This window comes from Micromonospora sp. CNZ299 (genome assembly GCF_002754415.1).
In genome coordinates this window covers 1,750,270-1,774,106 of sequence record NZ_PEFG01000001.1, presented here as the reverse complement: position 1 = coordinate 1,774,106, position 23,837 = coordinate 1,750,270, and the positions used below count along the sequence as shown (strand labels likewise).

At 71.3% G+C, this 23,837-nt stretch carries 17 protein-coding genes and 1 pseudogene; 10 read left to right on the top strand and 8 right to left on the bottom strand.

Annotation, left to right across the window (positions count from 1 at the left end; translation table 11 throughout):
* Positions 1-6 precede the first annotated feature (6 nt).
* The 5 genes and pseudogenes from CLT68_RS08485 to ssd all read right to left on the bottom strand — a co-directional run bounded on the left by CLT68_RS08485 (position 7) and on the right by ssd (position 4,463).
* Entirely contained in the window at positions 7-174 is a 168-nt protein-coding gene (locus CLT68_RS08485; RefSeq protein WP_081883916.1) for a DUF4244 domain-containing protein, read from the bottom strand.
* A gap of 23 nt (positions 175-197) precedes the next feature.
* A complete protein-coding gene (locus CLT68_RS08480; RefSeq protein WP_099849956.1) occupies positions 198-839 on the bottom strand; it encodes a type II secretion system F family protein in 642 nt (213 codons plus the stop codon).
* A pseudogene (locus CLT68_RS08475) lies at positions 836-1,537 on the bottom strand (type II secretion system F family protein); the annotation flags it as partial. The gene CLT68_RS08480 and the pseudogene CLT68_RS08475, both read right to left, overlap by 4 nt.
* Positions 1,538-2,151: 614 nt before the next feature.
* On the bottom strand, positions 2,152-3,363 hold the full coding sequence (locus CLT68_RS08470; RefSeq protein WP_099849954.1) for a TadA family conjugal transfer-associated ATPase: 1,212 nt from the start codon (positions 3,361-3,363) through the stop codon (positions 2,152-2,154).
* Positions 3,360-4,463, bottom strand: a complete 1,104-nt coding sequence (gene ssd, locus CLT68_RS08465) for a septum site-determining protein Ssd (protein WP_099849952.1) — start codon at positions 4,461-4,463, stop codon at positions 3,360-3,362. The genes CLT68_RS08470 and ssd overlap by 4 nt, the downstream gene beginning before the upstream one ends.
* A gap of 482 nt (positions 4,464-4,945) precedes the next feature.
* On the opposite strand from ssd, the gene CLT68_RS08455 reads away from it, so the two are divergent.
* The 5 genes from CLT68_RS08455 to CLT68_RS08430 all read left to right on the top strand — a co-directional run bounded on the left by CLT68_RS08455 (position 4,946) and on the right by CLT68_RS08430 (position 9,893).
* Positions 4,946-5,335, top strand: coding sequence for a hypothetical protein (locus tag CLT68_RS08455; RefSeq protein WP_099849950.1), 390 nt, complete (start codon positions 4,946-4,948; stop codon positions 5,333-5,335).
* 814 nt (positions 5,336-6,149) lie between these two features.
* Positions 6,150-6,956, top strand: a complete 807-nt coding sequence (locus CLT68_RS08445) for an HAD family hydrolase (RefSeq protein WP_088951161.1) — start codon at positions 6,150-6,152, stop codon at positions 6,954-6,956.
* 152 nt (positions 6,957-7,108) lie between these two features.
* A complete protein-coding gene (locus CLT68_RS08440; RefSeq protein ID WP_099849948.1) occupies positions 7,109-8,005 on the top strand; it encodes a hypothetical protein in 897 nt (298 codons plus the stop codon).
* Positions 8,002-9,366, top strand: coding sequence for a methyltransferase (locus CLT68_RS08435; RefSeq protein WP_099849946.1), 1,365 nt, complete (start codon positions 8,002-8,004; stop codon positions 9,364-9,366). The genes CLT68_RS08440 and CLT68_RS08435 overlap by 4 nt, the downstream gene beginning before the upstream one ends.
* Positions 9,261-9,893, top strand: coding sequence for a TetR/AcrR family transcriptional regulator (locus CLT68_RS08430; RefSeq protein WP_099849945.1), 633 nt, complete (start codon positions 9,261-9,263; stop codon positions 9,891-9,893). Before CLT68_RS08435 ends, CLT68_RS08430 begins: the two co-directional genes overlap by 106 nt.
* A gap of 7 nt (positions 9,894-9,900) precedes the next feature.
* Here CLT68_RS08430 and CLT68_RS08425 read toward each other — a convergent pair whose 3' ends face one another.
* Entirely contained in the window at positions 9,901-10,647 is a 747-nt protein-coding gene (locus CLT68_RS08425; RefSeq protein ID WP_088951157.1) for a Fic family protein, read from the bottom strand.
* Between the two features lie 431 nt (positions 10,648-11,078).
* Between CLT68_RS08425 and acs the strand changes: the two genes are divergently transcribed.
* The 5 genes from acs to CLT68_RS08400 all read left to right on the top strand — a co-directional run bounded on the left by acs (position 11,079) and on the right by CLT68_RS08400 (position 20,513).
* Positions 11,079-13,043 carry an acetate--CoA ligase gene (acs, locus tag CLT68_RS08420; protein WP_099849942.1) on the top strand — a complete coding sequence of 655 codons (1,965 nt, stop codon included), beginning with the start codon at positions 11,079-11,081 and terminating at the stop codon, positions 13,041-13,043.
* A 268-nt stretch (positions 13,044-13,311) separates the two neighbouring features.
* Positions 13,312-16,107, top strand: coding sequence for an immune inhibitor A domain-containing protein (locus CLT68_RS08415; protein WP_099856921.1), 2,796 nt, complete (start codon positions 13,312-13,314; stop codon positions 16,105-16,107).
* A gap of 333 nt (positions 16,108-16,440) precedes the next feature.
* Entirely contained in the window at positions 16,441-18,873 is a 2,433-nt protein-coding gene (locus tag CLT68_RS08410) for an immune inhibitor A domain-containing protein (protein ID WP_099849940.1), read from the top strand.
* A gap of 89 nt (positions 18,874-18,962) precedes the next feature.
* Positions 18,963-19,475: a hypothetical protein gene (locus CLT68_RS08405; RefSeq protein ID WP_099849938.1), complete on the top strand. Its 513-nt coding sequence runs from the start codon at positions 18,963-18,965 to the stop codon at positions 19,473-19,475.
* A 105-nt stretch (positions 19,476-19,580) separates the two neighbouring features.
* On the top strand, positions 19,581-20,513 hold the full coding sequence (locus CLT68_RS08400; RefSeq protein WP_099849936.1) for an alpha/beta fold hydrolase: 933 nt from the start codon (positions 19,581-19,583) through the stop codon (positions 20,511-20,513).
* 4 nt (positions 20,514-20,517) lie between these two features.
* Here CLT68_RS08400 and CLT68_RS08395 read toward each other — a convergent pair whose 3' ends face one another.
* Positions 20,518-20,883, bottom strand: a complete 366-nt coding sequence (locus CLT68_RS08395) for a hypothetical protein (protein ID WP_099849934.1) — start codon at positions 20,881-20,883, stop codon at positions 20,518-20,520.
* On the bottom strand, positions 20,880-23,750 hold the full coding sequence (locus tag CLT68_RS08390; protein WP_143743149.1) for an SseB family protein: 2,871 nt from the start codon (positions 23,748-23,750) through the stop codon (positions 20,880-20,882). The genes CLT68_RS08395 and CLT68_RS08390 overlap by 4 nt, the downstream gene beginning before the upstream one ends.
* Positions 23,751-23,837: the final 87 nt, after the last annotated feature.

The window sequence follows — 23,837 nt, the reverse complement described above, 5'->3', positions numbered from 1 at the left end:
GCCCGGTCACTTCAGTGCCCGGTCGATGACGGCGGTCAACGCCGACTGGACGTTGCCGGAGGTCAGCACCTTCAACAGGATTCCGGCGAAGGCGACCGCCGCAAGCGTGCCGACCGCGTACTCGGCCGTGTTCATCCCGGCGTCGCCGCGCAGGCGGGCGATCAGTTTGCGCATGACTGTTCCCTTTCTCGATGGGGTCAGAGCACGTCGCCGAGAACGGCGACGATCACCGGCACCAGGCCGGCGAGAATGAACGCCGGCAGGAAGCAGAGCCCCAGCGGCAGGACGATGAGCACGCCGGCCCGGCGTGCCGACGCCTCGGCGGCGGTGGCACGGTCGGCGCGCAGGTCGTCGGCGAGCCGGGTCAACGCGCCGGCCAGGGCGGCACCACTGTTGGCTGAGCGCAGGGCCGCCGCGGTCAGCCGCTCCGCGCCAGGGATCCCGTCCAACGCCGACCACGCCTCCGGCGGGCCACCGCCGAGCAGCAGCGTGCGGCCGACCCGGGCCAACCGGCCGGCGAGCGGTCCGTCGAGCGCCTCGGCGACGGCCAGCACCGAGCGATCCACCGGGGCCCCCGCCCGCATCGCCGCAGCCAGCAGATCAGCGGCCAGCGGCAGGTCGCCGGCCTCCTGGACCCGCCGCTTGCGCACAGCCGGCGGCTCGATCCGGCGTAGGAGAAAGTCCAGCAGGAATGCGGTCGGGACCGCACCGAGCAGCCCCAGCCACCCCCCGACGACCACGGCTACGGCGAGCCCGCACAGCGCCGCGGCGAGCCGGACGGCGTCCGGCCGTCGGCCGCTGACCGGGCCGCGTCGAGTCGCCGGGACCCGGGAGGTCATCCGGCCCGTCCCGGTGCCGAGCCGAGCCGTTCCGCCCAGAGGAGACCCCCGACCTGGAGTGCGACCGCGAGAACGGCACAGGCTCCGCCGACCCTGCTGTGCAGGAGCACTGCCACCGGGTCGACACCTATCCCGTACCCGAGGGCGATCCCGCCGATCGGCAGCGCCGCCAGCAACCAGGCCGTGGCCCGGGCACCGGCCGCCTGTGCCGCTGCGGCGGCCAGACCTCGGTCGGTCGCCCGGGCGTCCGCCTCGATCCGCTCCACGAGTTCGGCGAGCGGCGCGCCGGTCCGGTCCGCCAGTCGCACCGCAGCTGAGGTCAGCTGGCGCAGCCGGTCCGACTGCCCGGGACCACCGGCGGCGGCCTCAAGCGTGTGCGGGACGGGCAGGCCGGCCCGAAGATCCGCCGCGAGACCACAGAGTTGGTCCAGCCCACGTCGTCGGACGCGCTCGGTGCGCCGGTTCGCCCGCCAGCGCAACACACCCCGTACGGCCAGCGTGCCGTAGCTGGCCAACGCGACCGCGGCCACCGGACCGCCGACCACCGCACCGACACCGCCTCCCAGGAGGCTGACCAGCGGTAACACGCGTGCCCTCGATCGCACGGCAGGCGCCGCCGCGACGGCAATCGGGCCAACGGCCGTCATGTCGGCCAGGTCGGCGACCGTCACCTCCGCCGGGTCGCCATGGTCACGGCGGTCGACGTCGCCGCGCCCCTCGGCGCCGAACACGTCGCCTCGACTGTCCGCCTCGCCTTTGGTGCGATCACCGATCGCCGCAGCGCGTGGGGCGTCGACCCACCGGTCCGCTGCCGCCCCTACGCCATCGATCGCGATCGCGGCCACCGACGTGCCGCCCCCACGTCCCGCGTCGGTGGTCGTGACCTCCGGCACTGCGGTGCCGGACGGACGCCGAGGATCCCGACGGATCGGCGGACGCGTCGGGCCCGCCGGACCCTTCGACCCCACCGACCCGCCCGACGCTCCGGGCCAGCTCGGTCTCCCGGTGATGTCCCGGGCGGGCCAGCCGAGCGCCGTCCGTCTCGCGCCGGAACCCCCGCCGGGTTGCGGCTGGTACGCCATGCCGACCGGACGACCCGAGGTCAGCGAGTCGCCGGCCTCGTCGACCGGCCCGTCCAACGTACGACCGAGTTCCCGGATCCACTCCACCAGTGCGTCGTCCGGATCGGGACCGGCGCTCCCCTGTCCGGGCGTCAACACGCGACGCCGGCGGGACCGGATGGTCTGCACGGGCCACGCCACCAGGGCGGCGGCGGCAAGGAGCAGCGCTGCCACCAGCAGCGCCCCGCCGGTCATGCCGGGCCTGCCGATCCGGGCCACGGCTCGCTCAGAATCGGCGGCACCGCCACCCCGCGCGCCCGCAGCAGCGCTCCGAGTGCACGGGCGGCCAGCCCGAGCCCGCCGCCGCGCACCCAGGCGGGCACCACTGTCACCAACCGATCGGGCCCCTCGGGCAGCAGCAGGCAGACCGACTCCAGGACGCGCCCCTGGTCGCCTCGTCGCACCTGGAACAGCACCTGCAACGCGGCGGCGACCTGGGCGTGCAGCGCGGCGCGGGGTAGCCCTCCCAGCATGCCCAGCGCCTCCAGTCGGGCCGGCACGTCGGACGGGGTGTTGGCGTGCAGCGTGCCAGCGCCCCCGTCGTGGCCGGTGTTGAGCGCGGCCAGCAGGTCGACCACCTCACCGCCCCGGCACTCCCCGACCACCAGCCGGTCCGGGCGCATCCGCAGCGCCTGCCGGACCAGGTCTCCGAGGCTGACGACCCCCGATCCCTCCACATTGGCGGTACGCGCCTGAAGCCCCACCACGTGCGGATGCCCCGGACGCAGCTCGGCGGCGTCCTCCACCAGCACGATCCGCTCGGTGGCCGGCACCATCCCCAGCAACGTGTTGAGCAGTGTGGTCTTGCCTGACCCGGTTCCGCCGGTCACCAGGTACGCCAGCCTGGCCGCGACGACGGCGGCGAGCAGCGGTGCCACCGGTCGCGGCACGGTGCCCTGGCGCACCAGCTCGTCGAGCGTGAACGGCCGGTGCCGGAAGGTCCGCAGGGACAGGTAGGGACCCTCGGTCGCCACCGGTGGCAGCACGGCGTGCAGTCGAGTGCCGTCGGGGAGTCGGGCATCCGCGTACGGGGACCCGTCGTCAAGCCGCCGACCGGCGCTGGAGATCATTCGCTGCGCCAACCGGCGGACATCCTCCACCGAGCCCACCGGGACCGCGACCTGTTGCAGCCCCGAACCACGGTCGACCCACACTCGGGTCCCGTTGACCAGGACGTCGGTCACTTCGGGGTCGGCGAGCAGCGGGGCCAGCGGCCCCGCGCCGACGAGGTCGTCATGCACCCGGTCGGCGATCCGCAGCACGGCGGTGTCGCCGAGCACCGCGGCGGTCGGTTCGGCCCGTACCGCCGAGACGATCGCCGCCGGTGTGACCGGGGTGGTGGCGGAGGCGATGCGCTGGCGCACCCGGGCGGCGATGCCGCTGTCCTCCGGCCGGCCGGTCATGCCGCACCCGTCGCCGGCGCACCGGTGAGGTCGGCGACGATCCGTTGGCAGAGCACGGCCAATGGGCCCTTGCCTGCGGCGGCTGGTGCCTCGCCCCGTTCCAGCCCGCGGCAGAGCCCCGGTTCGGGGCGCAGCGTGCCAGCCAGTGGGAGCCCAAGAGCCCGTGCCACCTCGGTCGCGCGCAGCCGGCCCGGGGCGGGACCGCGCACCACCACCGAGAGCGCGGCGCAGTGCGGGGCGGCGGCGGCAACGACCCGAGCGGCCGCAGCGGTGGCGCGCAGCTCGGCCGGGACGACAACGAACGCCTGGTCGGCCGCCTGCAACGCCACCACGGCCGCGTCGTCCAACTGTCGGGGCAGGTCGACCACCACAAAGTCCCGCCCACGACGGGCGGCATCCACGGTCGCCGCCATCGCTGCCACCGGCAGCGGCAGCATTTCGCCGCGGTCCCAGGAGAGCACCACCAGGTCACCTCGGCTGGGCAGAGCCTGCACGAGCGCCGGGGCATCCACCCGCCCGTCGGCACCGGTGAGGGACGGCCACCGCAGCCCTTCCAACTGCTCCCAGCCCAGCACGAGGTCGAGGCCACCACCGAGCGGATCAGCGTCGACCAGCAGAGTGCGCAGCCGGGCCCGGGCTGCGGTCACGGCGAGACCACCGGCCAGCACACTCGCGCCGGCACCGCCCCGACCGCCGAAGACCGCGACGATTCGAGCACCGACACCGTCCGGACGGCCGGGTCCCTGCTCGGCGAACCGGTCCACCAGCCACGGCTCCGCGTCGGGCAGCATCGCGACGTGTTCGGCCCCGATCAGCTCAGCGATCTGCCAGCCCGGATCGAGCTGACCGGCCCGGCCGACCAGCACCAGCCGGGAGCGCTGCGGCAACCGGGCGCGCAGACACGACTGCGCCTGATCGGCGCCGAGCAACACCAGCGGCGCAGGAAGCCACCGGGTGCGGGCGGCCGCCGGATCGCGGGCGAGGTCCACCTCCGTCCCGCCTGCTGCGGCGAGCCGGAGCACATCATCGAGCAGATCGTCGTCGCCGGTGACGACCAGCGGAAGCCGACGGATCGGCGGAACGGAGGTACGGGGTGGCATCGCGGCCTCCAGCGGTCGGGCTCTGGTATGCCGCCGACCCTGCTCGGAAACCGCTCCGCGAGCCGCCCTGACCGCGTCGCCTGTGGACAACTTCGTGGGCTGTGGACAACGCCCGTCGAGACAGTTGATCTGCTACGGGTGCGGGCAACTCCGCAGCTCCGGCCGCTGCCCGGAAAACAGCGGGGCCGCTCCCGGAAGAAGCGATCCCGCAAGTGTGCGCGTACTCGGCGGCGTACCGGCTGGTGAACCAGTCCTCGTCCCGCTTCTTTGGTGGACCCACTGAGACGCCCAACAGGCTCTCTCACCAGAACCGCCTGACCAGCCACAACGCCGAAAGGCAATCACGGAAACCGCCACTGGCCAGCAATTTCAGGGAGGTCACAGAAAGTTCCAAGCTTTGACGGCAATAAATTAGATGCTTGCGCTCTCAACTTTCCCGGTGGTAACTTTCATCGACCGATTCCTCTGGGAAAGAGAGAAACGTGCGACTGAAATCCCTCGCCATCGCCCTGTCCACCGCAGGCCTGCTGGCCGCCATCCCCGCCGCGCCGGCGTCAGCCGACGGCCCGTGGCCGAACGAGGAGCCGTGGCCGCCCGGCAACTGTCAGCAGGGCACTTTCTGCGCCTGGCCGAACTGGGCTCCCGTGAATTCCGGCCCCACGGAGACCCCGTCCCTGGTGACCACCGGCCCGTGGACCGGCAGCGCCCCGACGAAAACCTTCTACAACTACACGACCGCGAACGTCGAATTGGAATACCACCACACGTGGCAGGACGACTCCACGGTCATCACGCACTGCGCCACCCCGCGCGGCAACATCTTCTACCTTCAGGTAATCGTGACCAAGGTAAATTGGCACGGTTCCTGCTAGCGCTTCGCAATGAGAAAACCGCCCCGCCGTCCACGGTCGCGAGTGCGGTGGTACAGCTTGCCGGTGGCCAGGTCCGGCGCGGCGATCCCGTGTCGCACTCCCGGGTCACGGGCGTAGGTGGCGCGTAGTCACACCGACCGGCCGCCACGCACGTCCCGGTCGAACTTGTAGCTTCGGCGGCCCTGATCCATTCCCCGCCCGGGACCCGGCCCCTGGCGGACCGGTGGTCACAACGGTCCAGGAGCCGGCGCATCCGTGGTGAAGTCGGGTCAGGTGCACCGGTCGATGAGCAGATCCAGTCTCGGGTCTGCTCATCGACCGTCTCGGCGCACAGCTGAGCGACACCTGAACGACCGCCGCCGCATCCCGTAGGCACCCGCTGACTTCGCTGCCTCGGTGCTGCTTTCCAACCGCAGAAACGCCGTCCGCAAACGCCCGGACCGGCCGGGGACGGCCTGCGACCAGCGGTGGAGCGTTTCCAGCAGAAAGGGACGACCCCCGTCGGGGGGAGACGGGGGTCGTCGAAAGGTTCGGCTCCGGGGGGGTCGAGCCGAACCACTCAGCGGTCACGGGGGGTGCAACCGCTGAGGGTCTTGTCTGTTTTCGAAGATGTGAAAACTCGTCGTACGGACAAGTCTGCCTGAGCGGGCCCGTCACGTCGAGTGGTGCCGCCTCCACTCAGTGCGAAAATCTCCTCGCAGAGTGTGAGCACGGTCACGCGGAGCGGAGGTGGTGGTGCCTGCCCGCAGGTCTGAGGGGTGGCCTGACCCCGGGCACCCGCCGACGATAGACCATCCGGCTAGACTTTCGCGCCGTGGGCCGAAGTGCCGCTTTCTTCGATCTGGACAAGACCGTCATCGCCAAGTCGAGCGCCCTGGCGTTCGGTCGGCCGTTCTACCGGGACGGGCTGATCACTCGACGTGACGTGGTCAAGTCGGCGTACGCGCAGCTGATGTTCCGGCTGGGCGGCACCGACGAGCAGACCATGGCCCGAACACGGGACTACCTGGCCGCGCTCTGCAAGGGCTGGCAGGTGGAGCAGGTCCGCCAGATCGTCGCGGAGACACTGCACGAGCTGATCAACCCTTATGTGTACGCCGAAGCCGCCGTCCTGATCGCGGAGCACCAGGCGGCGGGGCGGGACGTGGTCCTGGTGTCGGCGTCGGGCGAGGAGATGGTCCGGCCGATCGGCGAGCTGCTCGGGGTGACCGACGTGATCGCCACCCGGATGACGGTGCGCGACGGTCGGTACAGCGGCGAGGTCGAGTTCTACGCGGCTGGCCCGAGCAAGGTCGAGGCGGTCAACGAGTTGGCCGCCGCCCGCGACTACGACCTGGCCGACTCGTACGCCTACTCCGACTCGTACAGCGATCGCCCGCTGCTGGAGTGCGTCGGCCACCCGAGCGTGGTCAACCCGGACCGGCAGCTGCGCAAGCTGGCCTCGGAGAACGCGTGGCCGGTGCTGGAGTTCCGGCACCCGATCCCGCTGGGCCGTCGTCTGCGGGAGCGACCCGCCGTCCCGGTGGCCGCGGCCGCGCTCGGCGTCGGGGTCGGTGTGGCCATCGGCATCGCCTGGTACGGCCGGCACCGTCGCACCCGCGCCGCCGCCACCACCGCCTGAGCCCGACCAGGCCGGCAGCAGCACTCGAAGCCCGGGCCGCCCAGAACCACATCGCCACCAGCGTCCTCGCTACCGCCTGAGTGCGGGATTGAGCGGTCGCTCAAATAGCCGTACCCTCCGTTTAAGCGAGTGCTCAACACGGGGGGTTTCGGATGGAGAATGACGATGAGTCGACACCGCAGCGGACGAGTGCGCACTGGATCCTGGCCGGCCTGATCGCGCTCTTCGGGCTGGTCCTCTTCGTCGGGGTGGTGCGCCAGGGACGCGCCGACAGCGCTGTGCTCTTCGTGGCGTTGCCGGTGCTCCTGGCGGCCGGGCTCGCGCTCACCCCCCGCCGGACGGCCCACGGCCAGGTCTTCGCGGCCACCACGGTGACCCTGCTGCTGGCGGCGGTGGCACTGCACGAGGGAGCGGTCTGCGTCATCCTGGCCGCCCCACTGGTCTACGGGGTGGCACACGGCACCACAGCGCTGATTCGCGCCCTGCGGGAGGCCAACCGGCCGTACGCGATCATCGCCGTTCCGCTGCTGCTCCTGCCCGGCCTGGAGGGCAGCGGCATCGCTCCCCGGGTCGACCCGGAGCAGACGGTCGAGGTGGCCCGGGTCGTCGAGCTCTCGGTCGACCGGGTGGCCGAGCGGCTCTCCACCGGCCCCCGCCCGACCGCCGTCCGGTCCGCGCCGCTGCGACTCCTGGGAGTGCCCACGCCCGGGCAGGTCAGTGGCGACGGGCTCGAGGTCGGCGACCGGTGGATGTTCGGCTACCACGGCAGCGCGCACGGCCCGGGCGGCCACCTGCTCGCCGAGGTGGAGACCGTCGCGCCGGGGCGGGTGGGCTTCCGCTTCGTCGAGGACACCTCCATCACCGCACGCTGGTTCACCTGGCAGCACGCGGAGCTGACCTGGCGGGCGCTCGACCCGGGGCACACCGAGGTCCATGTCCGGGTCGACTACACGCGGGGACTGGACCCCTCCTGGTATTTCGGCCCGGTGCAGCAGGTGCTGCTCGGCGCCGGCATGCGGCACCTGCTCGACATGTTGGCTCTGCGGTGACGGTCGCCCGCTGGCTGAGCCTGGCGCTGCCGCTTCTCGCCGTGCTCGCCGTCGGCGCCCGGGAACGGGACCGGGCCGTCCGCGCTGCGGCGCTGCTGGCGTTCCTGACCGCCGGGATCGGCATCGCCGCGCTGCACGAGGTCGCCGCCCTGGCCGACTGGTACGCCTTCGCGCCGGTCGACGGGTCGTACCGGGGGATGCCTGTGGACCTGTGGATCGGCTGGGCCGCCCTCTGGGGTCCGCTGCCGGTGCTGCTGCGCCGGGTGCTGCCGCTGCCGGTCGCGCTGGGTCTGCTGCTCTGGGTCGACGCGGTGGCCATGCCGGCACTGCACCCGCTGGTCAGCCTCGGCCCACACTGGCTCGTCGGGGAGGTGGTCGGGCTGCTCACGGTGGCTCTGCCCGCCCAACTGCTCGGTCGGTTCTGCGCCGACGGCCGGCACCTCGGCGCGCGTACGTTCCTGCAGGTGGGCGTCTTCAGCGCCCTGCTGCTCTGGTTCGTCCCCACGCTGGCCTTCGAGTTCGGCGACGGGTCGTGGGCGGAACTGACCGAGTTGGACCGCACCGGGATGCTGGTCGTCGCGCAGCTCGCCCTGCTGGTGGCCACGCCTGCGCTGGCTGCCGTCGCGGAGTTCGCCGTCCGGGGCGGCGGCACCCCGTACCCGTGGGACCCGCCGCGTCGTCTGGTCACCACCGGCCCCTACGCCTATCTGGCCAACCCGATGCAGGTCTCCGCCGTGGTGTTGCTGCTGTTCACTGCGGCGGTCACCCGGAGCGTCGCCCTGGTCCTCGCCGCGGTGTCGGCGTGTGCGTTCGGAGCAGCGGTGGCCGGGCCGCACGAGCAGCACGACCTACGGGTGCGCTACGGCGTCTCCTGGCGGTCCTACCGGCGGCAGGTGCGCGACTGGTGGCCTCGATGGCGGCCGTACTCCTCCGGGCCACCAGCGGTGCTCTGGCTGGACGACGACTGCGGGCCCTGCGCGGCCACCTGGCGGATGTTGGCCCGGCGGCATCCGGTGGGGCTGCGGATCCGACCCGCCCGCCAACACGAGCAGGTGCTGTGGCGGGCGGAGTACGTGGGCGGCGACGGTCACACGGAACGGGGGGTGGCCGCCGTCGCCCGCGGGCTCGAACATGTCCACCTCGGCTGGGCGTTGGTCGGCTGGACCCTGCGACTGCCCGGGGCCACCTGGCTCGCCCAACTGGTCACCGATGCGATGATCGCAGCGCCGCACCCGGCCCGTCCGGAAGGAGAGCCATGTCCGACACCAAGCAGCGTCTCCTCGACGGCGCCATCGCCGCCATCCGCGAGCACGGCATCGCCGGCGTCTCGGCCCGCACCATCGGTGCCGCCGCCGGGGTGAACCAGGCGCTCGTCTTCTACCACTTCGGCACTGTCGACGACCTGCTCTCGGCGGCCTGCCGGGTCAGCACGGCCGAGCGGGTCGAGCACTGGTCCGCGCGGCTGGCCTCGGCCGGTTCGCTGCGCGAACTGCTCGCCGTCGGGCGGGCGTTGCACGAGGAGGAACGCCAGCTCGGCAACGTCACCTTCCTGGCCCAGATGTTGGCGGGTGCGCAGGCGGACCAACGGATGGCGGCCCCCACCGCCGGGGCGCTCCAACTGTGGGTGGACGAGATCGAGGCCGTGCTGCGGAGGCTGCTCGCCGGGTCCCCGTTCGCCGAGGTCGCCGACGTGCCCGGCCTGGCCCGCGCGGTCTCGGCCGCGTTCATCGGGCTGGAACTCTACGACGGGGTGGACCCGGCGGGCGCCGACCAGGCGATGGCCGCGCTCGACCAGCTCGCGCTCCTCATGGAGATCGTCGACGACCTCGGCCCGATCGCCCGCCGGGCGCTCCAGGCCAAGGTCAACCGGGCGACCCGACGGGACTGATTGCGGCTCAGGCGGCGGCGAGGATCTCGTCGCCGATGACGGTGAGCTGGTCGGCGCCGACCTCGACGGCTGCCATGTAGTGGCGCAACCAGGAACGCAGCCCGTCCGGGGTGCCGGTGGCGAAGGCGCCGGCCGAGCCGACATACTCCGGCTCCCGCTCCCGGTGCCCGACGTCGACGGCGAGCAGCCCGCGCGGGTCGAGGCCACTGGCGAGCAGCACCAGCCGGGCGGCCCCCCGGGCCACCACGCCGGACGGCCCGGCGAACGGACGCAGGTTCAACAACTCCCCGTGTACGACGGCAGCCAGCACCAGTGGCGACACCTTCGTGCCACCGGCGACCAGCCCGGCCAGCCCGTCCAGCCGCGTGGCGACCACGGGGTCGGCCACCGGGCGGCCCAGCTCGGATTCCGGCACCAGCTCCCGGGCGGCGAGGACGTGCAGCTTCGCGAGAGCCTGCCGGGGGGCCTTCGGCCAGAGTTCACTCAGGCCGGGCAGCGCCCCGGCGACCCGCAGCGCCCCCTGGAGCAGCGGGTCGGTGACCGTGCCGGCGCGGACCGCCTCGCGTTCGTGCACGGCCCCTTCGAGGGCGGCGCTGGCCACTGCGGAGCGCAGGCTGACCTCGGCCGCGACCTGGCCACCGTGCCGGCGCAGCGCGCGGTGCCCGAGCGCCTGGTCGAACCGTTCGCGGGCCTGCTCGACGGCAGTGGCGATGTCGGCGAGCGCGAGCAGCGGGGCGAGCGGATCGGTGGTCACCCCCGTCACGCTAGCGACCGGGCCCGGTCGGTCGGGCCGCACCCGGCCGCAACGCGACCCGGACCACCCAACCCGGGCGCCCACCCGACCCGGCGCCCAGCCCTGGCGCCCAGCCCTGACCCCCACCCGAGCCGGACGTCTCGCTTGATCAACACGAGTTTGGTGAATTCGGGGCATCCCATCGGCTCCGACACCGCGATTTCAATGAACCCGTGTTGATCAAGGCCGACCTACCGACTCCCGCCAACCGAGCCCGCACACCGAGCCAGCACACCGAGCCCGCACACCGGGGCGGGCCGTCGGGCGCGTGGTGACGGCCGCTCGGCGCGACGTGGCGGGCAGCGGTCGCCCGTCGAGGGTCCCGCGACTACCCTCGTGCCAACGCAGGTCACCCCGAGGACCAGGTCACCCCGAGGACGAGGAGTCACGGCATGAGCGAGGCATTGGCAAATCTGCTGAACGAGACGCGCCAGTTCCCCCCGCCGGCCGAACTCGCCGCGCACGCCAACGTCACCGTCGACGCGTACGCCGAGGCCGAGACCGACCGGCTCGCCTTCTGGGCGAAGCAGGCCGACCGTCTGGCCTGGTCGAAGAAGTGGGACGAGGTGCTCGACTGGTCGAACCCGCCGTTCGCCAAGTGGTTCGTGGGCGGGCAGCTCAACGTGGCGTACAACTGCCTCGACCGGCACGTCGAGGCGGGGCTCGGCGACAAGGTCGCGATCCACTGGGAGGGCGAGCCGGGCGACACCCGCACCCTCACGTACGCCGATCTGCACGAGCTGACCTGCCGGGCGGCCAACGCGCTCACCGACCTGGGGGTGACCGCCGGCGACCGGGTGGCGATCTACCTGCCGATGATCCCGGAGGCGGCGGTGGCCATGTTGGCGTGCGCCCGGGTCGGCGCGGCGCACAGCGTGGTCTTCGGCGGCTTCTCGGCCGACTCGCTGAGCAACCGCATCCAGGACGCCAGCGCCAAGGTGGTGATCACCGCGGATGGTGGTTACCGGCGGGGCAAGCCGTCGGCGCTGAAGCCCACAGTGGACGAGGCGGTAGCCAACAGCCCGTCGGTGGAGCACGTGCTGGTGGTCCGCCGCACCGGCGAGGACGTTGCGTGGACGGAGAAGGACCACTGGTGGCACGAGACGGTGGAGACCGCGTCGCCCGAGCACACCGCTCAGCCGTTCGACTCCGAGCACCCGCTGTTCATCCTCTACACCAGCGGCACCACGGCTCGGCCGAAGGGCATCCTGCACACCACCGGCGGCTACCTCACCCAGGCGTCGTACACGACGCACGCGGTCTTCGACCTGAAGCCGGAGACGGACGTCTACTGGTGCACGGCGGACATCGGCTGGGTCACCGGGCACTCCTACATCGTGTACGGGCCGCTCTCCAACGGCGCCACCCAGGTCATGTACGAGGGCACCCCGGACACCCCGCACAAGGGTCGGTTCTGGGAGATCGTCGACAAGTACCGGGTGAGCATCCTGTACACCGCGCCCACCCTGATCCGCACGATGATGAAGTGGGGCGAGGACATCCCCGCCGGCTTCGACCTGTCCTCGCTGCGCCTGCTGGGCAGCGTCGGTGAGCCGATCAACCCCGAGGCCTGGATGTGGTACAGGCAGTTCGTCGGCCGGGGCGAGCTGCCCGTGGTGGACACCTGGTGGCAGACCGAGACCGGCGCCATGATGATCTCCCCGCTGCCGGGTGTGACCGCTGCCAAGCCGGGTTCGGCGATGACCCCGCTGCCGGGCATCGTGGCCGACGTGGTGGACGACCAGGGCCAGTCGGTGCCGAACGGTGGCGGCGGCTACCTGGTGCTGCGCGAGCCGTGGCCGTCGATGCTGCGCACCATCTGGGGTGATGACGACCGGTTCATCGACACGTACTGGTCGCGGTTCCAGGGCATGTACTTCGCCGGTGACGGGGCCAAGAAGGACGACGACGGGCACATCTGGCTGCTCGGCCGGGTCGACGACGTGATGCTGGTGTCCGGGCACAACATCTCGACCACCGAGGTGGAGTCGGCGTTGGTGTCGCACCCGTCGGTGGCCGAGGCGGCGGTGGTCGGAGCGACCGACCCGACGACCGGCCAGGCGATCGTCGCGTTCGCCATCCCGCGCGGCAGCACGGACATCGCCGGCGAGGCGGGTGAGCAGCTCATCGCCGACCTGCGCAACCACGTGTCGAAGACGCTCGGCCCGATCGCCAAGCCCCGGCAGATCATGCTGGTGGCGGAGCTGCCGAAGACCCGCTCCGGCAAGATCATGCGCCGGTTGCTGCGGGACGTGGCGGAGAACCGGTCGCTGGGCGACGTCACCACCCTGCAGGACTCGTCGGTGATGGACCTGATCTCCTCGGGGATGAGCGGCACCAAGTCCGACGAGGACTGACGGCAGGCGTACACATCGGAGGGTGGCGGTCCGTGCGGACCGCCACCCTCCGTCATTTTCTTACGGGTACGGCACACACGGCCTGACCAGTGTCACATCGGTCGGTCGGTGGATCCGGGAGAGCTGAACGGACACACGAGGCGGACCACCCCTGTCCTTTCGGCCGGTTGTGACTTAGGTTCACGCAGGTTGGCAGAGTTCGACGCACATCACATCGATGGTCGGCCACGCCAACGTCCTCCTCCCCATGCCCGAGAAATGGAGCGGCATGAACCACAAACCGCAGTCCGGGGCGCGCCGACGACTACTCGGCGCGCTACCCGCCATCGCCCTCGCGGCCACGTCACTGACCGTGACCGGCAGTGCGGCGGCCCAGTCGTCCTCCCCCACCCCCCGGGCGGTGATCGGGGCCGACGAGCACTACATCAACTACGCCGAGCCCGAGGTGCAGCCGGACACCACCGGCCGTGAGGTCAAGGGCAAGGGTGGCGTCTACACCCCGGCCGTGGAGTCCGCGCGCGAGTTCGACCAGAAGCACGCCCGGGGCAACCCGGTGACCGCGCGGCAGCTCGCCAAGGACGAAGCCCGGTCGCTCAAGACGGGCAAGAACCCCCGGCAGTTCAAGAAGTCGCCGACCACCCAGACGGCGAAGCTGCTCACGTTGCTGGTGGAGTTCAACGACAAGGCCAACGACGACTTCACCGGCGTGATGGTCCCGAAGACGGTGTTCGAGGACCGGACCTGTGTCCCCGGCACCGTGCAGAACGGCCCGAAGCACAACAACATCCCGAACCCGGCGACCCTGCCCCACGAGGACAACAACTCGATGTGGGTGCCGGACTTCTCGCCGTCGCACTACAACAAGATGCTCTACAGCAAGAAGGGCATCACCGAGCGGGTCCGCACCGACCTGCGGGGCCCGGACGGCAGGAAGGGTGTCGACCTCTCCGGCCGCACCATGCACAACATGTACCTGGAGATGTCCAAGAACGCGTACACGGTGGACGGGCAGGCCAGCCCGTGGATCACCGTGCCGCACTCGGAGGGCTGGTACGCCGCCAACCGCTGCTTCCAGGACGAGACCGGCGCCTGGGTCCCCGGCCGTGAGCAGTCGATGAACGGCCACCCGGACAACCCGGCCGGCGCGGGCCGCCTGGCGACGGACGCGATCGACGCGCTCGTCGCGAAGGACCCGAGCTTCCCGTGGGCCGACTACGACATCGAGGACCAGGCCGACCGCGACGGTGACGGCAACGTCTACGAGCCGGACGGCGTGATCGACCACCTCGTGCTGGTGCACGCCGGTCAGGGCAAGTCGCGCGGCGGCGGCGCCGAGGGCGTGTACGCCGTGTGGGCGCACTCCTCCACTGTCGCCGGTGGTTACACCATCCCGGGCACCAACCTCAAGGCGTCGAACTACATCGTGCAGCCCGAGGACGCCGGTGTCGGCGTCTTCGCCCACGAGTTCGGCCACGACCTGGGCCTGCCGGACCTCTACGACACGTCCGGCAACGCCGACTCCGACGTGGACTTCTGGGACCTGATGGCCTCGGGCTCGCACTCCGGTGAGATCTTCCAGGCGCTGCCCACGCACATGGGCATCTGGGACAAGTGGGTGCTCGGCTGGGCCGACCCGCTGACCATCCGCCCCGGGTCGAACCCGCGCGAGGTGAAGCTCGGCCAGACCTCGCGTACCCCGATCGACTCCGAGGACGGCATCAAGGTCGACCTGCCGGACAAGGTGACGACGCTGGCCACGCCGCACAGCGGCACCAAGATGTGGCACAGCAACAACGACCAGGAGTGGGCCGACGTCAAACTCAGCCGCTCGGTCGACGTGCCGGCGGCAGCGGACTCGAAGTTCTGGATGTGGAACAACTACATCATCGAGGAGGACTGGGACTACGGCTTCGTCGAGCTCTCGACGGACGGCGGTACGACCTGGACCGAACAGAAGGTGTACGACGAGGGCGGCACGGTGGTCACCACGCCGGACGGCTACCCGGACCCGAACGGCCGGATGAACGACTTCGGCGGCAAGAAGTACGGCCTGACGGGCAGCACGAACGGCTGGCGCCACGACTACGTCGACCTGTCGGCGTACGCGGGCACGACGGTGCAGCTGCGGTTGCGCCAGGCCACCGACGAGGCGTTCGAGGAGCGCAACTGGTTCGTCGACGACTTCTCGGTCACCGGCGGCGGCGCCACCACGTGGAGTGACGACGTCGAGGGCGGCGCCAACGGCTGGACGGCCACCGGCGGCACCTTCGTGGACACCACCGGCGGGGGCTGGAAGGTCTCCAGCGGCACCGAGGTCCACGCCCAGTTCTACCTGGCGGAGTGGCGCAACTTCGACGGCTTCGACAAGGGCCTGAAGTACGCCTACGACACCATCTACTCGCACGACGCGTGGAAGGTCGACCGGATCTCCTACAACGCGCCGGGCATGCTGGTCTGGTACCGGGACAGCGCTCTCGGCGACGTCAACCACGTCACCGGGCAGATGACCGCACTGCCCAGCTACGGCGCGAAGGGTGGGTTGCTCATCGTCGACTCGCACTTCGACCCGTACCGGCGTACCGGTGAGGCGGCGGTGAAGGACCCGTCGGTGACGGACAACCTGCCCAGCCGTCCGCAGTCGGCCAACGCGGCCTTCTCGCTGAACAAGACGTACCCCTTCACGGAGTGCCTGGAGGCGGCGGACGAGCCGTACAGCGCGTACTGCACGAAGTTCAAGGCGCAGGCGCCGGTGAAGGGCTTCACGGACGCCAAGACCTGGTACCCGGGCATCGAGATGCGCGACGGGGCTGCGTACGCGCGGGACAACGACGCCTCGGTGGTGGTGCCGTCGCGGAACAACGCGCCGTACACCACCCGGGTCACCCACCCGGACGGCAGCCCGGCACCGGAGTTCTACGGCACGACCCTCGGCGGTGGCGCGATCGTGCTGGGCACCGGTAACCCCGGCGACCAGGGCGTGAACTACGGCGTCTCGCTCACCATCAAGAAGGCGGCACGGGACAACTCGTCCGCCACGATCTTCGTCACCCCGGCGAGGAAGTAACGGTTTCGCGGATCAACAACTGACAGTGGGGCCGGTGGCGGAGACGCCGTCGGCCCCACTGTCGTACATCGATCATGTTGATCGAAAGGAGTCGCTATATTTGGCGTCGCGCGCCGTCCTCGCTGGTCAGCGTGGCTGATGAAGCCCCGGTATGTGACGGTGAAAAGCATTCCCAACAAAATCTTGCAACAAATCGACGCGTGCGTCTTCCCACCCGTCGCAGCAGTGTCTATGTTCACCATTGGTCCCACTTGTGGGATCGATCTCCCACCGGCCTGTACCCCCGTTGGGCCGGTTCCCTCACACCGGAGGTACCACGTGCGCAAAGTCGCAGTGGGTCTGCTCGGGCTCTCACTGACGGCGACAGGCCTGGCTTTCGGCCCGTCCGCCTCGGCGGCGCCTCAGCCCAAACTGCCGGTAGCAGCACCAGCCGCTGCCGAACCGCAGGCGTTGCAGGACGAACTCCCCGACAAGCTCGAGGACAAGCGCCGCGCATTGCGTCAGCAGGGTCTCAGCGACGTACTGAGCGGTCGCAGCAAGCCGATTCAGCGCAACGGAAGCACTGTCGTCAAGGTCGGTCAGGTCGGCAAGACGGGCACCAACGCCAACGCCCGCTCCGCAGCCGGCGCCCAGCCGACCCAGGATCAGTACGTCGAGCTCCAGCGGGAGCGGACCGACAAGATCTTCGTGATCCTGGCCGAGTTCGGTGACGAGCGGCACCCGTCCTACCCGGACAAGGACATGGACCCGAACATCGCCGGACCGGCGACGTTCGAGGGTCCGCTGCACAACAAGATCCCGGAGCCGAACCGGGCGGTCGACAACTCCACCATCTGGCAGCCGGACTTCAGCCCGGAGCACTTCCGCCAGGTCTACTTCGGCACCAACCCGGGCGACGAGTCGCTCAAGCAGTACTACGAGGCTCAGTCCTCGGGTCGCTACACCGTCGAGGGTGAGGTGACCGACTGGGTCAAGGTCCGGTACAACGAGGCCCGCTACGGTCGTTCCGACGACCCGAAGGCCGACGACGACCCGACCGGCGACCCCGCCGTCTGCGGCGACAACGTCTGCTCGAACACCTGGGCCCTGATCCGCGACGCCGCGAACCAGTGGGTCGCCGACCAGAAGGCCAAGGGCCGGACGGACGCGCAGATCGCCGAGGAGATGAAGTCCTTCGACCAGTGGGACCGCTTCGACTTCGACGGTGACGGCGACTTCAACGAGTCGGACGGCTACATCGACCACTTCCAGATCGTCCACTCCGGCGGCGACCAGGCCGACGGTGACCCGCAGCAGGGTGAGGACGCCATCTGGAGCCACCGTTGGTCGGCGTTCAACAGCTCGCCCGTGGGCCCGCCGAACTTCCCGATCGGTGGCACCCAGATCGGCAACACCGGCGTCTGGATCCGCGACTACACGATCCAGCCGGAAAACGGCGGCCGTAGCGTCTTCTACCACGAGTACGGCCACGACCTGGGCCTGCCGGACGACTACGGCCCGGCGGACAACAGCAACGAGCACTGGACCCTGATGGCCCAGAGCCGGCTCGGTGCGAAGAACGACCCGGCCATCGGTGACCGTGGCGGCGACCTCGGCGCATGGAACAAGCTCCAGCTCGGCTGGCTCGACTACGAGGTGGTCGTGGCGGGGCAGAAGCGCACGCTGGACCTCGGCCCGCAGGAGTACAACTCGGAGAAGGCACAGGCCGCCGTGGTGGTGCTTCCCCAGCGGGAATACACGTTCAACTACGGCGCGCCGTTCGAGGGCGCCAAGCAGTACTTCTCCGGTAACGAGGACGACCTCGACAGCAAGATGACGAGGACGTTCGACCTCACCGGCAAGTCCGCAGCGGCGATGTCGCTCAAGGGCAAGTACAGCATCGAGGCCGGCTACGACTACCTCTACTTCGAGGCGTCGACCGACGGCGGTCAGACCTGGACCGACCTGGACGGCACTGTCGGCGGCAAGCCGATCGGCGTCGACGGTGCGGGTCGCCCGGCCCTCGCCGGCAGCAGCAACGGTGCCTGGGCTGACATCAACATCCCGCTGACCTCGGTCGCCGGGAAGGTCGCTCAGGTTCGCCTGCACTACGTCACCGACGGTGGTGTCTCCGAGGGCGGCTTCTTCGGTGACGCGATCACCGTGACCGCCGACGGTCAGACCGTGCTCAGCGACGGTGCCGAGACCGACGCGGGTTGGGCACTGGAGAAGTTCGAGGTGGTCGGGGCGACCTACACCCGGCTGTTCGACAACTACTACATCGCCGGCAACCGGTCGTACGTCTCGTACGACAAGTACCTGAAGACGGGCCCGTACTTCTTCGGCTACGCGAACACTCGCCCAGACTGGGTGGACCACTACGCGTACCAGGAGGGTCTGCTCATCTCGTACTGGAACACGCGGTTCTCCGACAACAACACCGCTCCGGTTTCGCCCACCAACCCGGGTGGTCACCCGGGCGAGGGTCGCAACCTGTACATCGACGCGCACCCGCGCCCGATCTACAACCTGACCGGTGCTCCGTGGCGCGCCCGCGTCCAGGTGTACGACGCACCGTTCAGCCTCAAGAAGGCTGACTCGTTCACGCTGCACCTCAACAGCCAGCCGCAGTACATCCGCGGTCAGGCCGCTGAGCCCGTGTTCAACGACACCAAGAAGTACTTCTACGAGGAGCTGCCGAACCACGGCGTCAAGCTCCCCGCAGCCGGTGTCAAGATCGAGGTCAAGGAGCAGAATGGCACCTCGATGAAGATCCGGATCAGCTGACCACTGATTCAGCAACACCCAGCGGCGCCCGGGCGGATCATCTGCCCGGGCGCCGCCCTTTGTCCCACCGCCTCTTGTCCCACCGACAGGTGGAACCCGGCGACCTGCTGGAACGTCCCATCACCGTGCACCTCGCCTCACGCGTGACCCTCCTCGCCGTGCTCCTCCTGCTGCCCCTGACCGCGTGCGCCGACCCGGAGGGTGCCGGCCCCCTGGCTGCTCCCTCGGCCTCCGACACCCCGACGCCGGACGCGCCCACCTCGCGCCCATTCAGGCCCGCCCAACCCGCAGCGACGCCCTCACCGGCCTTCACACCGCCGCTGTCGCGCACACTCCGGCCGCCCATCGGCATTCCGCCAAAGCCACCAAAGCCGACACCGCCGACCGATCTACGGGACAACGGCCTGATCACGGGCCACATCACCCGGGGAGGCGGCGGGCCCTGCTACGGGCTCGTCGCCGAGGACGGCCGCGCGTACGCCCTGCACGGCCCGGGTGCCGGCAACCTGACCGAGGGCAGCTTCGTCACCCTCCGCATCGTCTCCCGGTCGTCCGACATCGACTGCGGCCCGGGCATCCGCGTCAGCATCGTCGCGCCGTGACACAGCGACCCGGCACCTACCGCCGGTAGGGGACAACCCGGGCTTCTCCCTGTTCAACGCGACCACCGGGGCCGTCAGCGGCAACCGGGTCCTAGGCTGTCTGCCATGACCGACCAGCGCGGCGGAGCCGTCGACGAGTCCTGTGTCCTCACCGAGGGGCCGTGGACGCACCGCTTCGTCGGCGCCAACGGCAGCCGGTTCCATGTGGTCGAGGCCGGCACCGGCCCGATGGTGCTCTTCCTGCACGGCTTTCCGGAGCACTGGTGGGCGTGGCACCAGATGCTCCCGGCGATCGCCGACGCCGGCTTCCGGGCGGTCGCCGTCGACCTGCGCGGTTACGGCGCCAGCGACAAACCACCCCGGGGGTACGACGGGTACACCCTCGCCGCCGACATCGCCGGATTGATCCGGGCGCTCGGTGAACGGTCGGCGACGATCGTCGGCAGCGGCCTCGGCGGCATGGTGGCCTGGACGGTGGCCTCGTTCCACCCGTCCCTGGTCCGCCGGCTCGTGGTGCTGGGGGCACCGCACCCGCTGCGGCTGCGCACCGCCACCTTCGCCGACCCGCGCGGGCAGTTCGCCGCCTCCACCCTGGCGCTGAAGTTCCAGCTACCCCGCTACGAGCACGTGCTGACCCGGGACGGCGCTGCGGCCATCGGGGAGATCCTGCAGCGCTGGGGCGGGCCGCGCTGGGTGGCCGGGTCGGAGTTCGAGGCGTACGCCGAGCGGTGTCGGGAGGCGATGTGCATCCCGCAGGCCGCGTTCTGTGCCCTGGAGGGGTACCGCTGGGCGTTCCGCTCGCTGCTGCGGCTGCACGGCTACCGGTTCGTCCGCCTCATGCAGAAGCCGCTGTCCACTCCGACCCTGCAACTGCACGGCGCGCTGGACGTCGCCTCCCTGCCGCGCACCGCCCTGGGCTCCGGCCGCTACGTCGTCGCCCCGTACGAGTGGCGGCTGCTCGACGGGGTGGGGCACTTCCCGCACCTGGAGGCACCGGAGCTGGTGCTCGGCGAAATCCTGCGCTGGGCCAAGACCTGACCGGTCAGACCCGCTGCTCCCGCAGGTCGGTGACCTCGGCGGCCGGCGCCCAGCCCTGGTAGACGCCGAAGTCGAAGACCTCCAGCCGCATGGCCTCCGCCACCGGCCAGCGGCCACCGGTGTATTCGACCCGCAGCCAGGCGTCGTGCTCCCCGAGCACGATGAACGGCTGCCCCTGCCACGTGCAGGTGGTGCGCACGTACGCCAGATCCTCGATCTCGCTCGCCGCCAGCACCCGGACGTACCGGCCCGCGCGGACCTCCTCGAAGCCCTCGCCCGGCTCGGGCTGGTAGAGGCGGATGTTGTCGCCGTCCGGGCTGGCCTGGTATTCCCGACCCTGCCAACGGGCCACGTAACCGTCGCGCATCACGCCTCCCCGACCCGTCGCCAGACCACCGCGTCGGTGTCGAGCTCTGCGATGACCCGCTCGGTGCCGTCCGCAGCGACCCGCCACAGCTGCGCGCCGTGCGGGAGGCGCGCGCTGTCCACCTTGAACTCGGCCACCACGTCGCTGCTCTCACCCGGGGCGAAGCCGTTGCCCCGGAACGGCGGGCGCTCGATGACCCAGCCCTCCATGGCCCGCATCGCCGCCTCGTTCTGACCGCCGTACGGAATCCGGTAGAGGCTCGGCCGGTGCGCCGGCCAGCGCAGCACGTAGATCTCCTCGGCGTCCCGGGAGAACGGGGATCCGGGGTAGCTGAGGCCGAGCGCGTCGTGCACCTGAGCCGGCGTGGTCAGGTGCGCCAGCTCACCGGCCCGGTGCACGAAGCCGGAGACCCGGTCGTAGCCCCGATCCAGGTAGTAGGCGAGCTGGCTGGGCGCGATCGCCTTCTGCATGACCGTCGGTCGGGTCGGGTCGACGGCCGCCGGAGCGTACCGGGGGCGGGCGGTGGGCTCCGCCACGGCCGGCGCTTCCTCCTGGTCCACCTCCAGGTCGTCACCGAGCCCGACCTCGGCAGCCCAGTTGGCCAACGCGATGATCTGCTCCCCGGGCAACTTGGCACCGACCGGGGTGCCCGGGTTGACGGCGAACGACCAGTCTTCGTCCGGCCAGCGCCGGATCAGTTGGGCGAACTTCACCCGGACCGTGTCGACGTCGCCCTCGAAGTGGTCGGCGAGGCGCTCCGGCGACGTGTAGACCACCACGTACGTCTCGCCGTCGAGTTGTGCCGTACGCCAGACGAAGCCCGCATCGCCGGGGCGGCTTCCCCGCAGCGATTCGGGTGCCGCCGGCAGTAGGACCCGGGCCAGCAGCAGGGTGGAAAGGAACGTGTCGGTGCTGCCGGAGCCGGCGGCGCCGAGCAGGTCCTCCTCGACCGTGTTGGCCGGGTCGAACTCGACCACCGCCGGTTCGTCGGCCGGCGGGCGCTGCCCGTCGCCGGTGGTGGCGCTCTCGCTGGTCGGATCCGCGCTGGTCACGCCGACCGACGGGCTGTCGGTGTCGGCGTGCTCGGCACCGGCCGGATCGCCGGCGCGGGCGTCGGCGTGGACACCGCTCACGTCGCCGGCCTCCGCCGGACCTGTGGGGCGCGGGGTGGACGGGCTCGTGGCGGGCTGCACGGGGACGAACGACGCCGGACCGGACGGGTGGGGACCGGCTGACGACGGCTCGAACAGACCCGGCCCGGCGTGCGTCGCGCCGAACGGTGGCGGGGCGGTCTCGGTGGGGCGGGGCCCGCGGGGAGGGGCGGCCGGGCCGCTGGTCTCGACCGGGTCGGTGAGGTCGCGGGACTCGATGATCGTGCCCTCGATGACGATGGGCGTGAATCCGCGGCGTGGTGCGGGCGGACCGGAGACCGGTTCCGCGGCCGACACCTCCTCCACCGGGGCGAACCGGTTCGGCAGGTCGCGTGGGATCGCCTGGGTCTCGTCCGCCGGCGGGCTCGGCCGCGCCGATGACCGGGTCGGCGGGGACTCACCGGTCGTCCGGAAGGCGCGGGTGACCTCCTCCGCCGCCGGGTCGGGCCGGCGGGGAGGCAGCGGCTGCGTGACTTCCTCACCGGGTGCCGGTGCGCGTACCCCTCGGGACGTGCCGAGGTCGCCCGCCGGCTGCCGAAGTGGCCGGCTGGCGTCCGGATCCGCCATCGGGAAGGCGCGGGTCGCGGTCTCGTCGGCGGGCCCGTCGGCCGGACGGCGGCGTGGGAACGGCTGGCTGCCGAGCCCGAAGCGCGTCGGTGGTGCCGCCCGGTCCCCGGGGCGGCCCCCACTCGCGTTCGGGTCGGCTGCCCGGTCCCGGACGGGGGTCGGTTCGAAGAAGGAACGTCGAGCGGCCTGGGGACCGCCGTTGCCGTTGCCCCCGGTCAGGCCGTCGTCGCCCGGCCGGTCCGCCGCCGGCCAGCCCGCGCCGAACCTCGACTGGTCGGTGGTGGGACGTTCGACGGGCGTCAACGGTGCGAACCGGGACGGCCGAGCGGAGCGGGGAAGGGCACCGGTGCCCGGCAGGCCGGGTCGCGGCGGCTCGGTCGGGTGGCGCTGACCGGCGGCCGGCAGGTCCTCCTCGCCGGGTCGGCGGGACGGATCAGCGGTGCCGGGCGTCCCGGACGCCGGGGCGGCGACCCGAGGCGACACACCCTGCGAGGGCCGCCGAGGGGAGACCGAAGCAGAGGGGACCGCAGCGGGCGGCACGGCGGCGAGCGGGCTCGGGGCGAGCGGGCTCGGCGCAGGTGGAACCGGGGCAGGCCGACCTGGGGCCGGGGCCGGCGGGACCGGCTCGGACCCGGGCGACGACGTACCCGCCCCGGAGGGCCGACCAGCGGCTGGCGCGGTGTCCCGGCCGGGCGGGCCGGTCCGGGTGCGGGCGAGGGTTTCGACCCGCTCCAGGCGGGCGCGGGCACCCATGGCGCGGCCGGGCAGTCGCACGTCGCCCCGGGAGAGTTGAGCCACGAACCAGGCCGGCAGGTAGCCCTCGACCGGCAGACCGGGGTTGACGGCGAGCCACCACTCGTGGTTTGGCCAGCCGACAGCGAGGTCGGTGAAGGGGACACGTCGGTTGCTGCCGGGGTGATCGCCGAGGCAGGCCCGCAGTGCGGCCGCGGAGGTGAAGGCCAGGACGTGGGTCCGGCCGCCGGTGGTCCAGGTGCCCCAGCCTGGGGCTGGCTGGCCGGGTTGCGTCGGGGCGGCGACCGGCAACAGCAGATCGGTGCGGGACAGGAGTCGGAAGTAAAGCTCCTGGTCATTGGCGCGCAGCGCGTCGCGCATCGCCACCTCGGCCTCCGTGGCCGGCTCCCATGCGGTCACGGCCACCTCCCCTTCCGAGAACAGGCCACAGGTATCGCGTACAACCTACAAGGTGGTATCAAGATCACGATGGCTGGCCGTCGGCGG

Coding starts and splice junctions, on each gene's coding strand:
- CLT68_RS08485 (WP_081883916.1), bottom strand. CDS start 174: ATGCGCAAACTGATCGCCCGCCTGCGCGGCGACGCCGGGATGAACACG.
- CLT68_RS08480 (WP_099849956.1), bottom strand. CDS start 839: ATGACCTCCCGGGTCCCGGCGACTCGACGCGGCCCGGTCAGCGGCCGA.
- CLT68_RS08470 (WP_099849954.1), bottom strand. CDS start 3,363: ATGACCGGCCGGCCGGAGGACAGCGGCATCGCCGCCCGGGTGCGCCAG.
- ssd (WP_099849952.1), bottom strand. CDS start 4,463: ATGCCACCCCGTACCTCCGTTCCGCCGATCCGTCGGCTTCCGCTGGTC.
- CLT68_RS08440 (WP_099849948.1), top strand. CDS start 7,109: ATGGAGAATGACGATGAGTCGACACCGCAGCGGACGAGTGCGCACTGG.
- CLT68_RS08430 (WP_099849945.1), top strand. CDS start 9,261: ATGTCCGACACCAAGCAGCGTCTCCTCGACGGCGCCATCGCCGCCATC.
- acs (WP_099849942.1), top strand. CDS start 11,079: ATGAGCGAGGCATTGGCAAATCTGCTGAACGAGACGCGCCAGTTCCCC.
- CLT68_RS08415 (WP_099856921.1), top strand. CDS start 13,312: ATGAACCACAAACCGCAGTCCGGGGCGCGCCGACGACTACTCGGCGCG.
- CLT68_RS08400 (WP_099849936.1), top strand. CDS start 19,581: ATGACCGACCAGCGCGGCGGAGCCGTCGACGAGTCCTGTGTCCTCACC.